Genomic DNA, 13269 nt, shown 5'->3' with positions numbered 1-13269 from the left:
ATCGTTAGCCGTCATCCTGAACTTGTTTCAGGATCTATAGAAAATGTATAGCATCAAAGAAAAGCTGAAACAAGTTCAGCTTGACTAATACACTTAAGATAAGGCTATGATATAGTTTTTTATCACCTTTAGACTGCACTAAATGTGATAAAAATCGTTCTAATTGATAGTTGTCCCGCTTTTAACACCATCTTCATCAGGGTTTACAAAAACCAGTTTTCCTTCTGCATTTTCGGTCATAAGGATCATTCCCTCGCTTTCTACACCGCGTAATTTTCTTGGAGCAAGATTTACCAGGACGGTTACTTTTTTACCAATAACATCTTCTGGTTTGAAGTGTTCAGCAATTCCGGAAACCACGGTTCTTTTATCTAAACCGGTATCAACCTTTAGAATGAGTAATTTCTTGGTTTTTGGCATTTTTTCAGCCTCGATAATAGTTCCCACTCGCAGATCCATTTTGGTGAAATCTTCAAAGGTAGCGATCTCTTTCTGAGGTTCTGCTTTTCGATCTTCCATGGCGTTCGCAGTTTTAGTAGCCTCTAATTTCTCCAGCTGTTTTTCCATTTGTTCATCCTCTATTTTGCTAAAAAGTAATTCGGCTTTTCCAATTTGATGCCCGGCAGGAATTAATGCTTTTTTAGTTCCAATAATATCCCAGTCTGGAGTATTATCTGAAGTTTCATTCACCTGGTTCAGCATCTTTTTCAGTTTGTCCGAGGTAAATGGCAAGAAAGGTTCACTGATTATTGATAATGCAGAAGCGATCTGAAGCGCCACATACATGATGGTCTTCACTCTTTCTTCATCGGTCTTGATCAGTTTCCATGGCTCTTCATCTGCAAGGTATTTATTACCGAGCCTGGCCAGGTTCATCAATTCTCCCTGGGCTTCTCTAAACCTGTATCTCTCGATAGAACTTGCGATCACTGAAGGATAAGCCTTTAGTTCGGCTATCGTCTTTTCATCAACTTCAGAATAAGTTCCCGGTTCTGGAACAATTCCGTTATAATATTTGTTGGTAAGCACCACCACCCGGTTTATAAAGTTTCCGAAGATGGCCACCAGTTCATTATTATTTCTGGCCTGGAAATCTTTCCAGGTAAAATCATTGTCTTTAGTTTCAGGGGCGTTCGCGGTAAGGGCATATCTCAAAACATCCTGCTGACCCGGGAAGTCTTCCAGGTATTCGTGCAGCCATACCGCCCAGTTCTTTGAGGTAGAAAGTTTCTTTCCTTCAAGGTTAAGAAACTCGTTTGCCGGAACATTTTCTGGAAGAATATAATCTCCGTGAGCTTTAAGCATCACCGGGAAAATGATACAATGAAAGACGATATTGTCTTTGCCAATAAAATGTACCAGTTTGGTATTTTCATCTTTCCAGTAAGGTTCCCAGTCTTTGCCTTCTCTGGCGGCCCATTCTTTCGTAGAAGAAATGTAACCTATAGGCGCATCGAACCAAACATACAGTACTTTACCATCCCCGCCTTCAACAGGAACAGGAATTCCCCAATCGAGGTCACGGGTTACCGCGCGGGCACGAAGGCCATCGTCTATCCATGATTTCACCTGTCCGTAAACGTTAGATTTCCAGTCTGCTTTATGTCCTTTCAGGATCCATTCTTTCAGGAAATCCTCATATTGATCCAGGGGAAGGAACCAGTGCCTGGTTTCTTTCAAGGTTGGAACCGCACCGGTAATAGCAGACTTTGGATTTATAAGATCTGTCGCATTAAGCGAGGTTCCGCAGCTTTCACATTGATCTCCATAGGCTTCTTCATTACCACATTTAGGGCAGGTACCGGTTACAAATCTATCGGCCAGGAATTGTCCTGCTTCCTCATCATAAAGTTGCTTGGTAGTTTCCTCAATGAATTTACCATCTTCATACATTTTTTTGAAAAATGCCGAAGCGGTATCGTGGTGGGTCTTCCCGGAAGTACGTGAGTAATTGTCGAAACTCACCCCGAATTCTTCAAAAGACTTTTTTATGATCCCGTTGTATTTATCAACTACATCCTGTGGACTCACTCCTTCTTTTTTCGCTTTAATGGTAATAGGCACTCCATGCTCATCACTACCACAAACAAAAGCCACATCGTGCCCCTGCATGCGAAGAAATCTTGAATATATGTCTGCCGGTACATAAACCCCGGCTAAATGTCCTATATGAATAGGCCCGTTGGTATATGGAAGGGCCGCTGTAATCGTAAATCTCTGAGGATTTTTGCTCATTATTCTATGTCCTTTTTTAAGAGCCGTAAAGTTAAGCAAAGGTGTTCGAATACGCGTTAAATTCTTGTAAAAGCCAAAAGCCTTGCCGAATAACTTTCTACTTTTACCTGAAATAGATTTATATGCGTAAAATAATTCTGATCCTGACCGTTTTTTTAATCGCAGCCTGTAGTGGTTCTAAAAAAAGCAATGCCGGTGCTATCTCGAAGTATACTATTGAAGATCTCGGCAAAATGAATTCTGATGATCTCCATGCTAATTATCCCGATGCTAATATAGCTGAAGGAATAGATCTGTTTGAAGAAGGGACAGAAGAGAGAGCATATTCAATATTATATCCCGGGACTGAGAATGAATTGCAAATTACCTGGCAAAATGAGGACAGAAAGAATATTTATGATTTAAGATATACCAAATCCGGGAAATGGAAATCTAAGACGGGAATCGATATTGGAACCGGTTATGATGAATTGAATAAAAAAAATGGCAGGAAAATCTCTTTCTATGGATTTGGCTGGGATTATAGTGGAGCTGTAGACTGGAATGAAGGAAAACTTGAAAACACTGGTTTAAGAGTATTCCTGGCTCCAGAAAATGATCCCGAAAACAAATTTTATAAAGATCAGATCATTGAGGCCACACCCGCGGAGATTGAAGCTTTAGATCTAAAAGTAGCGGCGATTGTCATTAATTACGCGGTTTAAAAATTGATTTAGGAATGGCAGATCATAACGTACTGGGAAGAAAAGGGGAGGAGCTGGCTGTCGAATATCTGGTCCTGAAGGAATTTGAGATCCTGGAGCGAAATTACCGATATCAGAAAGCAGAAATAGATATAATCGCCAGAAGAGGGAACACTTTAATCGCTGCCGAAGTCAAAACCAGAAGTACTCCTGAATTTGGAGATCCACAGGATTTCGTTAAAAAGAAGCAGATCCAGCAACTGGTAAAAGCAATGAATTATTATGTAGAAGAATCGGGGCTGGATGTGGAAGTGCGTTTTGATATCATTGCGATTATCAAAAATAAAGCAGGACAGAAAATAGAGCATATTCAGGATGCCTTTTTTTACTTCTGATCCTTTTTTAGAAATTCAAACTTAACTTCTTTATTGTCTGCTGAAGCAAGAGCGATCAGTTTTTCTCCATCCCTGTAATAATTAAATCTTTTAGGAAATTCATTTCTCAGGTTTTCGGCAATGAATTTTCCTTTTTCTATGGAAATAAGGCGAAAGGAAGTTGGCTCTTCATTTACTCCACTAACTATATATTCCCATGTCCCCGCAGTATTAACCAGCTGCAGACCTTCTTTAAATACAGTATCTGTATCTTTTAGGGTAAAGCCCTCTCCATGGTATACATTTTCAGAATATTTTGTCCAGATTTCGAAAGTTTTAAGACCGGGTTGGTTATTCGTTCGAATCCAGTTCCCAATTAACCAGTCAAAATTTTTACTGTCCTGAGCTGTTTTGTCAAAGTGATATTCCGCGGGTAAGAAAAGGCATAAAAATATGATCAGCTTAATTCTCATAGTTCCGGACTTTATTACAGGTTATATCCCAATTTGGTGCCGTATCTATTAAATTTACTCTAAATCTTCTGAAATAAGAATGATATTTAAATAAAAAAGGCCGGTTTTAAAACCGGCCTTTTTTATTGTTGTGAGATAATATATTACCAGATCTTTACACGATCCTCTGGTTTTACATACATCGCATCTCCTTCTGTAATATTGAATGCACCATACCAGGCATCGATATTTTGAAGAGGTACATATGCTCTGTACATACCCGGAGAATGGGAATCTGTTTTGATCCTGTTTCTTAAAGCTTCTTCACGCATTTTGGTTCTCCATACCGTAGCCCATGAAAGGAAGAATCTTTGCTCTGGCGTAAAGCCGTCGATCACTCCGGGATTTCCGTTTTCATCCAAATGGATCTGAAGGCCATCATAAGCAGCATTCACCCCTCCAAGATCTCCAATGTTCTCTCCAAGGGTAAACTTACCATTGATATAAACACTGTCTAATACTTCTATAGCGCTATACTGCTCTGCCAGCTCACTGCCAAGTTCCTCGAATTGCTCAAGATCTTTTTCTGTCCACCAGTTATTTAAATTTCCCTGAGCGTCAAAACGAGCGCCACTATCATCAAATCCATGCGAGATCTCGTGACCAATTACGGCTCCAATTCCACCATAATTAACGGCAGCATCTGCCTCGTAGTCATAAAAAGGTGGCTGAAGGATCGCTGCCGGGAAAACGATCTCATTATATCGTGGGTTATAATAAGCATTCACAGTTTGCGGCGACATGAACCATTCAGTTTTATCTACCGGTTGACCAAGGTCTGCAAGATTATCTGCAACTCGCCATTTTTGCGCATTCAGTATATTCTGGAAATAGGAACCTCCATCTTCAGGACTCTGAATCTCAAGATCGCTGTAATCTTTCCAGGTATCCGGATACCCAATCTTTACATTGAAAGTGCTGAGTTTTTCAAGAGCTTTTTTCTTGGTGTCTTCGCTCATCCAGCTAAGATTGGTAATACGGTTTTCGTACGCCTTAATAATGTTATCTACCATTTCTTTCGCAGTTTCCTTAGCCTGCGGCGGGAAATGCTCTTCTACGTATAATTTCCCCAGGGCTTCACCAAGAACACCATTTATCGTACTTAAAGCTCTTTCATTTCTTGGTCGTTGTTCCTTTGCACCCTGAAGTGTCTTGCTGTAAAACTCCCAGCTTTCTCTTTCCAGGTCTGTAGTCAAGATAGAAGCCGCCTCGTTGAAAAGTTCCCATTTCAGGTATGTCTTCCAGTCTTCCACGGTGTTTTCAGCAAGAATTTCCTGTAATGCCTTCATGTATTTTGGCTGTGAAACAATTACCGTATCAAGGTTTTTAGCTCCAATTCCTTCAAAATAGGCATTCCATTGCATCGCCGGAGTTATCTTTTGCAATTCAGCTACCGTCATTGGATTATAAGTATTCCTGGCGTCACGGCGCTCTACCTTATCTAATTGTGGTCTGGCCAGTTTGGTTTCAAAAGCAAGGACAGTTTCAGCAGCTTTTTTAGCCTCTTCTTCTGAATAGTCTATATACTGAAGCATCTCAGCGATATAATCCTTGTATTTCTTTCTGATTTCCTTTGAATCTGAATCATCAAGCAGGTAATAATCCCTTTCCGGAAGACCTAATCCTGAAGGATTAAGATAAGCCGCGTTCATATCAGAATTCTTACTGTCTGCACCAACACCGAAAGAAAAGAATCCTGCACTGCCATATTCACTCATATCCACTAGATAATCCTGAAGATCTTCCCGGGTTTTGGTTGCATCTATTTTCGCCAGATACGGTTTTACAGGTTCAACTCCCTGCTTATTTCTGGTGACGGTATCCATAATACTTTTATATAGAAATACTGCTTTAGCCTGGTCTGTACCGGCATCAAGATCTTTGCTATTAGCAGTTTTCTCCAGTAAAGCCAGGGCATCTTCATCTGTTCTTTGACGAAGCTCATCGAAACTTCCCCAACGTGTACGGTCGTTTGGTATCTCTGTGCTATCCAGCCAGGCCCCGTTCACGTATCTGAAGAAATCTTCTTTCGGGGTAGTAGTGGTGTCCATATAGGCAAGGTTAATGCCATGAACTTCTTTTTTTTCTTCTGCTTTTTTATCGTCATTACAAGCCGTAAAAAGCCCGGCTCCAACTGCCGATAATAGCAGGAATTTGTTTATTTTTTTCATTATTTGGGTTAATTATTAAATATAATGTCGCTAAAGTAAAAAATTGGTAAAATATTCAAAGCTTTAGAAGATAGATTTTAAAGCTAAGATTCTGAATTTCAAAAACTGATGAAGTAGTAATCGGGACTTATAAATAATTAAATGAGTTATTAATTATTACGCAGTTTCTGCATCAAATCTGTATCAAATTCTTTTTTGATACTGGTGATCTCATCCACTTTTTCATTAGGAATAGCTATAGATAATACATAGTGATGTATCTTCCATTTTCCCTTTTCTTTCATTACCACGCCAGAACCACGGCATATCCCCATCTGCGTATCCAGAAGTTCGTCAAACCAGGCCACCCTTAAATTTTCATGGACATACAGGTTCCGGTCCAGTGTTGAAAAGCTCCAGGCTTTGCCGGAGTTAAAATAGGGTCTGGAAAATTCTTTAAATTCCGGGAGTGTCCAGTTTTCAGTGGCATCTGTACCTATAAAAACGGCATCATCGGTCATTAGATCAAAATAATTATCAAAATTGGCTTCGGCCGCTGCCTTGTGCCACTTCCCAATGGTGTTGTTAACCTGTCTCTTAACCGCATTTATATTTTCTTCAGTCTTTTTGACCTGTGCATGTAGTGACGTGAAGCCAAAGCTGAGTATTAAAATACTTAAAAGAAACAGTTTTTTCATGTTTTTATATTTAATTCAATTTACAATTTTTATAGCAGGCTTAAAAGTTATCCTCTAGAGTATCCTCTTCCTTTTCTTCTCTTTCTTCTCTTTCAAACTCATCCAGTTCTTTTTCAAACTCTTCCAGGGTCTTTAAAAAAATCTCGTTCATCTGGAGCTTAAGATTATTGAACTCCAGATGCAGCTCTCTGGTCGTTTGCTCAATATCCCCGGGGTCTGGCTCCTGTCTCCCAGAATATTGCTTTAATAACTGTGCCTTGGTATTTACCACATTAAGCCGTGCTTCCACAGCGACAGATCTTAAACTGTCTGGTACAGAGTTTTTCAATGCTTCCATTATTTGAGCGATCGCCCCCGCATTATTCTGGACCTGGTTGATGGTTGTATTTTCAAGTTTTCTTATTTCATTCTGAGCCGTAATATATTCTACCCATTTCAACGCATATTCTTTTGCTTGCGGTTCTAAAGCATAATCTGGATAATCTAGTTTAAGCTTTTTTTGAAAAGCGGTGGTATCCATTTTATTTTCAGCGTTGTCTTCTGCATTTTTATCGGTTTTACAGGAAACTGAAAGGCAAATGATGATGAGCAATAACAATCTGTTCATTAGGAGAATCTATATCATACAAAGTTATTCATTATTTCCTGAATTGTGCAGGATAATGAGCATTGCGGAATTCTTAGTGAGGAACGTCAAGAATTTACTAAGATTGCGAATTCCTCTGTTTAAATAAATATATTTGCAAAAAATTTAATTTATGGCCGGAAGGATTTTGATAATTGGTGCCTGCGGACAAATTGGTACGGAGCTAACACTGAAGTTGAGGGAGATTCATGGAAAGGATCAGGTGATCGCTAGTGATATAAGAGAAGGTGCAGAGGAGTTAATGCAATCCGGACCTTTTGAAATTTTGAATGCCACAGATGAGATTCATATAAAGGAGATCGTCGATAAATACGAAATAAAGGAAGTTTATTTAATGGCAGCAATGCTTAGTGCTACTGCTGAAAAGGCTCCTATGAAAGCCTGGGATTTGAATATGGATTCCCTGTTCCATATATTAAATCTGGCTAAGGATGGGAAAATCGATAAGATCTTCTGGCCTTCCAGTATTGCCGTTTTTGGACCTACAACTCCAAAAGATCAGACGCCCCAGACAACTGTTATGGAACCTACCACGGTTTACGGAATTAGTAAACAAACAGGGGAACGATGGTGTGAGTATTACTTTAATAAATTCGGCGTTGATATTCGAAGTATTAGATATCCAGGCATTATTAGCTATAAAACCCTGCCTGGTGGTGGAACCACAGATTATGCCATCGAGATCTTTCATGAGGCCTTAAGGAATGGAGAGTATACCAGTTTCCTGGATAGGGATGCGGCATTGCCAATGATGTATATGGATGATGCGATCAATGCAACCGTAAAAATTATGGAGGCTCCAGCAGATGAGATCAAGGTAAGATCTTCTTATAACCTTGCTGCCATTAGCTTTACTCCTGAAATTCTAGCCGAAGAGATCAAAAAGCATTTAGCAGATTTCACCATAAAATATGATCCGGATTTCAGACAGAAAATAGCCGAATCCTGGCCATCGAGTATCGATGACAACGCTGCCAGAAATGATTGGGGATGGGAGCACGAATTTGATCTGGATAAAATGACTTCGACCATGCTCGAGGGAGTAGGAAAAACCTTAAAAGAAAACGCCTGAATAAAAAAAGCCGCTGAATAGCGGCTTTTACTTTTACTCAGAAAAAATATATTATTCGATCACGCGTACTTCTGTAGCGTTCACTCCTTTTCTTCCTTCTGTTTCTTCATACTCAACTCTATCGCCTTCCTGGATAGTTTCACCATTTAAACCGGTGATGTGTACGAAAATGTCTCTTTTGGTGTCGTCGTTGGTAATGAATCCATAACCTTTAGATTCATTGAAAAATTTAACTGTGCCTTGCATAAAAATAATAATTAATAAAGCACAAACATAATAGATAAAATTTTAGAATCCTCTGAAAATCAGAATTTTTTGTGATTTTTTTATGTTAACAGATCAATCAATCCCTCTGTCTTTCATCTTTTTTAAATTCTCTTCAGAGAGGGTATAATCTTTTAATTTTTTACCTCTCCAGCGAACTACAAGAAAGATAGGCATGAGTATAAAGGCACTTGCCAGGACTGAAATTCCTATAATGCGATCACCGGTTAAAAGGTCTCCATTGAGGCGATAATAAAAACCTACTCCAATCGCGATAAGGATTATTATTCCCAATATTTTCATAACTGTTTTCATCTGAAATTCTCTTTAATTTTTAATAGACGGAAATTTTCATAAAACATAACTGTACCAAATTCCCGATTTTAAAGCTTGATTTTCTCTATACGGTTACTTCTATTAATTTCTGTCTGTATGCCGTTAACATCTTGGATTTAGAAATAAAACCAACATATTTACCGTCTTTCACTACCGGCAGGTTCCATGCATTGCTTACCTGGAATTTCTGCATGATCTCCCGCATACGATCGGTTTCTATATCGATAATTTCGGGTGCCTGCTGCATAATATCCTGAACTTTGACCTCCTCATAAAGCTTCTCTTTGAACATAATGGACCGTATATCATCGAGCAAAATTATCCCCATGAAATTACGATTTTCGTCGATCACCGGGAAAATATTCCGGGAAGATCTTACAACTCCCTGGTGTACCACATCACCTAAATTCATGTCAATATTAAGAGCAATAAAGTTTTTTTCGATCACCCGGGTAATATTCATCAGGGTGAGTACAGTTTGATCCTTATCATGGGTAAGAAGGTCTCCGCGTTGTGCCAACTCCATGGTGTAGACAGAATGCGGTTGAAATTTACTGGTGATCATGTAGGAAATCGCAGCTGTGATCATTAAAGGAATAAATAATTCATAGCCGTGGGTAAGTTCTGCAATAAGAAAGATCGCCGTGAGCGGGGCATGTAAAACTCCTGCCATCAGACCAGCCATTCCCACAAGTGTGAAGTTGCTTACAGAAATTTTATCATTGAAAAGCCCCAGATTATTTAAGAGCAAGGCAAATCCATGTCCCATGGCACTCCCCATAAACATCACCGGTGCAAAGATTCCTCCAATTCCGCCCGCGCTAAGGGTAAGAGAGGTTGCGATAATTTTAAATATTACCAGGCCGGCAAGAAGTAAGATCACTACCCAGATATTTTCCAGGTAGGCATTAAATAAATTGGTACCCAGGGCTTCCAGGTAATTTTCCTGAAGCAGGTTATTCACCACACTATAACCTTCCCCATAAAGGGGTGGGATAAAATATATAATAAGGCCAAGAAGAAGCCCGCCGGTAAATAATCTTAAAATACCAGATCTTATTCTTGCCATGAGTTTCATTAATCTAAAATGAACCCTGGTAAAATATATAGAACATCCGGCAGCTAAAACGCCCAGGAGAATATAGTATGGTACTTCAGAAATGGTGAAAGCATCCTCAAGACTAAAGGGTAAGATTATTTCACTTCCGAAGAAAAAATAAGAAGTGAGAACGGCTGAAACGGAAGCGATCAATAAAGGGAGCAGGGAAGTTAAAGTTAGGTCAAGGCTAAAAACTTCAATCGCAAAAATAATCGCGGCTATGGGCGCGTTAAAAATTGATGACATGGCGCCGGCGGCGGCACATCCAATCAACAGGGTGCGGGTAGTCTGGTTTAACAGGAACATTCTGGACAGGTTAGACCCTATAGATGCTCCGGTAGCAACCGTTGGTGCTTCCAGTCCAACTGAACCCCCAAAACCTACCGTAATAGGAGCTGTAATAAGGGAGGAATACATCTGGAACCGCTTCATGATCCCTTTTTGCCTCGAAATTGCATATAACGTAGCCGGGATACCCATTCCCGGTTTTTTCCGAATAAGAAATTTAAGAATTAAATAGACGATCAAAAGGCCTATGAGCGGGAATATGAAATAAAATGCGTTGTGGTAGCTAATTACGGTGTCACCTTTGACAAATACCTGAATAAAGTGAGTAAGGTTCTTGATCGTTACCGCGCAAATTCCGGCAAGAAAACCAATGATCGCACTAAGAATCATCAAAAACTGGCGATGAGAAAGATTTCTGGATTTCCAGCTTAAAAACCTGTGCAACAAAGATTTTCTAAATTTTGCCACCTCTTAATAATTAGCCTGTGAATATAAAAAATCCCGCTTTAAGCGGGATAAATTATTTATGATTTCAATTGCAGATGTAATTCGCTGAGCTGCTCTGCATCAAGTTTGGCAGGAGCATCTATCATGACATCGCGTCCCGAGTTGTTCTTAGGGAAAGCAATAAAATCACGTATACTTTCCTGGCCACCCAGGATCGCAACCAATCTGTCGAATCCAAAGGCTATTCCGCCATGTGGAGGCGCACCATACTGGAAAGCATCCATTAGAAATCCAAATTGTTCTTTAGCTTCTTCAGGAGTAAATCCTAAATATTTGAACATCTGGGATTGGGTCTCCTTATCGTGGATCCTGATAGAACCACCGCCAATTTCATTTCCATTCAGCACAAGATCATAAGCGTTTGCTCTCACTTTCCCAGGTTCTGTTTCCAAAAGTGCGAAATCTTCTTTTTTAGGAGAAGTAAATGGATGGTGCATTGCATGGAACCTTTCGGTTTCTTCATCCCATTCAAGAAGAGGGAAATCTACTACCCATAATGGAGCGAATTCATCGGCTTTTCTTAATCCCAGCTCATTTCCTAAATGCATTCTCAAAGCACTAAGCTGTGTTCTGGTTTTAGCGGCATCACCGGCCATCACCAAAATAAGATCTCCAGGTTTCGCACCGGTTGCTTGTGCCCAGGCTTTAAGATCTTCCTGGGAGTAGAATTTATCTACAGATGATTTAAGGCTGCTGTCTTCGTTATATTTAGCCCAAACCAAACCATTTGCGCCTACCTGAGGTCTTTTAACCCAGGAAATTAAATTATCTATTTCTTTTCTGGTATAAACAGCAGCTCCGGGAACCGCGATTCCAACCACTAGTTCCTGCTGATCGAATACATTAAAGCCCTTATTTTTAGCTAAATCATCCAGTTCTGCAAACTCCATCCCGAAACGAATATCCGGTTTGTCGTTCCCGTATTTTTTCATCGCCTCATCGTAGGTCATTCTAGGGAACTCGGCTACGTCTACACCTTTTATCTCCTTTAGTAAATGCCTGGTAAGACCTTCAAAAATATTCAGGATATCTTCCTGTTCCACGAATGCCATTTCACAGTCTATCTGGGTAAATTCCGGCTGGCGATCTGCCCTAAGGTCTTCATCCCTGAAACATTTCACGATCTGGAAATATTTATCCATACCTCCAACCATCAGTAACTGTTTAAAAGTTTGTGGTGACTGCGGAAGTGCATAAAACTGCCCTTCGTTCATCCTGCTTGGTACTACAAAATCCCGTGCACCTTCAGGCGTGGATTTTATAAGGTAAGGAGTTTCAATTTCTATGAACCCTTCATTAGAAAGATAGTTTCTCACCTTCATACCTACCTGGTGACGGAACATGAGTTTATTTTTTACCGGATTTCTTCGAATATCCAGGTACCTGTATTTCATCCTAAGATCTTCGCCTCCGTCCGTGTCATCTTCAATAGTAAATGGAGGAGTTTTAGAGGAATTCAGAATTTTGAAATCTTCTACCAGAACTTCTATTTCACCAGTTGCAATATTCGGGTTTTTGGATTCTCTTTCTATAACCGTTCCTTCTACCTGGATCACAAATTCCCGGGCCAGGCTACCGGCTTTATCCATTAGCTCTTTAGAGGATCGTTCCTCATCGAAAATCAACTGAGTTAAGCCATAGCGGTCACGCAGATCTACCCAGATCATAAAACCTTTATTTCTAACCTTTTGTACCCATCCGGAGAGAGTAACTTTTTTTCCAATCTGTTGTGCGTTTAGTTCACCGCAGGTATGACTTCTGTACATTTTATCCTTCAAATTTAGAATGGGCACAAAAGTAAGAAGTTAAACAGTTTTACTGAACCTTTCGCTACTAAAAATTATCTGATTTTAATTTTCGGAGGGCTTTTTTGTTAATTCTAAAAGTATTGAAGATCAATATTTAACATCTTCAATGTTAACTTAACGTTACCTAATTATTGATTTTTTGTTAACTTTCGCTATATTTGATAAGCAATACTAAATGAAAAAGAGCTATGAAGAGATTTAAAAATATATTTTTTGCTGCCATTTTCGTTGCAGGAGGAACAATGATGGCGCAGGAAAATGCACCAAAGCCTGTTTTTGAACAACAGGATGGATTAATCAAAGGAACCTTTTATTATGAAGATGGAAGTATTAGACAGGAAGGTACGTACAAGGATGGCAGACTCCATGGAGAATGGATTTCTTACGACCAAAACGGTGAAAAGACAGCCATCGCAAATTACAGGAACGGTAAAAAGGAAGGAAAATGGTTTTTCTGGTCTGAAGATAAACTTACTGAAGTGGACTATCAAAATAGCGTGATCGCCAACGTGAACACCTGGAATAGTAATAGTGCTCTTGTTAATGAATAAAAAAAACAAGTAGATAAAATAAAAACCCCGGAGCAAGGCTTCGGGG

Annotated in this window: 13 protein-coding genes; 4 read left to right on the top strand and 9 right to left on the bottom strand. The window is 39.6% G+C overall.

The features are described 5' to 3' along the window. Nucleotides 1-159: 159 nt before the first annotated feature. Nucleotides 160-2235, bottom strand: coding sequence for a methionine--tRNA ligase (gene metG / locus FGM01_RS04820; protein ID WP_143409989.1), 2076 nt, complete (start codon nt 2233-2235; stop codon nt 160-162). 122 nt (nt 2236-2357) lie between these two features. Here metG and FGM01_RS04815 point away from each other — a divergent pair, with 122 nt between their 5' ends. Both FGM01_RS04815 and FGM01_RS04810 read left to right on the top strand, forming a co-directional pair. Then, a complete protein-coding gene (locus tag FGM01_RS04815; protein ID WP_143409988.1) occupies nt 2358-2939 on the top strand; it encodes a hypothetical protein in 582 nt (193 codons plus the stop codon). A 14-nt stretch (nt 2940-2953) separates the two neighbouring features. Further along, on the top strand, nt 2954-3313 hold the full coding sequence (locus tag FGM01_RS04810) for a YraN family protein (RefSeq protein ID WP_143409987.1): 360 nt from the start codon (nt 2954-2956) through the stop codon (nt 3311-3313). Here the strand turns inward: FGM01_RS04810 and FGM01_RS04805 are convergent. The 4 genes from FGM01_RS04805 to FGM01_RS04790 form a co-directional block, all read right to left on the bottom strand. Next, nucleotides 3304-3765, bottom strand: coding sequence for a DUF6265 family protein (locus FGM01_RS04805; protein ID WP_143409986.1), 462 nt, complete (start codon nt 3763-3765; stop codon nt 3304-3306). The two genes, FGM01_RS04810 and FGM01_RS04805, sit on opposite strands and share 10 nt — an antisense overlap. Before the next feature lie 143 nt (nt 3766-3908). Beyond that, a complete protein-coding gene (locus FGM01_RS04800) occupies nt 3909-5975 on the bottom strand; it encodes a M13 family metallopeptidase (protein ID WP_143409985.1) in 2067 nt (688 codons plus the stop codon). Nucleotides 5976-6124: 149 nt separating this feature from the next. Next, nucleotides 6125-6652 (bottom strand): nuclear transport factor 2 family protein, encoded by a 528-nt coding sequence (locus FGM01_RS04795; RefSeq protein ID WP_143409984.1) that lies wholly within the window; start codon nt 6650-6652, stop codon nt 6125-6127. A gap of 40 nt (nt 6653-6692) precedes the next feature. Continuing rightward, nucleotides 6693-7259, bottom strand: a complete 567-nt coding sequence (locus FGM01_RS04790) for a hypothetical protein (protein ID WP_143409983.1) — start codon at nt 7257-7259, stop codon at nt 6693-6695. 151 nt (nt 7260-7410) lie between these two features. On the opposite strand from FGM01_RS04790, the gene FGM01_RS04785 reads away from it, so the two are divergent. Next, nucleotides 7411-8370, top strand: coding sequence for an NAD-dependent epimerase/dehydratase family protein (locus tag FGM01_RS04785; RefSeq protein ID WP_143409982.1), 960 nt, complete (start codon nt 7411-7413; stop codon nt 8368-8370). 51 nt (nt 8371-8421) lie between these two features. Here FGM01_RS04785 and FGM01_RS04780 read toward each other — a convergent pair whose 3' ends face one another. The 4 genes from FGM01_RS04780 to aspS form a co-directional block, all read right to left on the bottom strand. After that, nucleotides 8422-8616, bottom strand: a complete 195-nt coding sequence (locus tag FGM01_RS04780) for a cold-shock protein (RefSeq protein WP_072553653.1) — start codon at nt 8614-8616, stop codon at nt 8422-8424. 93 nt (nt 8617-8709) lie between these two features. Continuing rightward, nucleotides 8710-8949, bottom strand: a complete 240-nt coding sequence (locus FGM01_RS04775) for a hypothetical protein (RefSeq protein WP_143409981.1) — start codon at nt 8947-8949, stop codon at nt 8710-8712. Between the two features lie 85 nt (nt 8950-9034). After that, complete coding sequence (locus tag FGM01_RS04770; protein WP_143409980.1) at nt 9035-10825, bottom strand: chloride channel protein; 1791 nt, start codon at nt 10823-10825, stop codon at nt 9035-9037. Nucleotides 10826-10881: 56 nt separating this feature from the next. Next, nucleotides 10882-12630 carry an aspartate--tRNA ligase gene (gene aspS / locus FGM01_RS04765; RefSeq protein WP_143409979.1) on the bottom strand — a complete coding sequence of 583 codons (1749 nt, stop codon included), beginning with the start codon at nt 12628-12630 and terminating at the stop codon, nt 10882-10884. 230 nt (nt 12631-12860) lie between these two features. On the opposite strand from aspS, the gene FGM01_RS04760 reads away from it, so the two are divergent. Continuing rightward, nucleotides 12861-13223 (top strand): toxin-antitoxin system YwqK family antitoxin, encoded by a 363-nt coding sequence (locus tag FGM01_RS04760; RefSeq protein ID WP_143409978.1) that lies wholly within the window; start codon nt 12861-12863, stop codon nt 13221-13223. The last annotated feature ends 46 nt before the right edge of the window (nt 13224-13269 follow it).

The sequence above is a fragment of the Christiangramia sabulilitoris genome (assembly GCF_007050985.1).
GTDB lineage: Bacteria > Bacteroidota > Bacteroidia > Flavobacteriales > Flavobacteriaceae > Christiangramia > Christiangramia sabulilitoris.
Note: the sequence above shows the minus strand (reverse complement) of the source record. Positions and strands in the feature narration are given on the sequence as shown.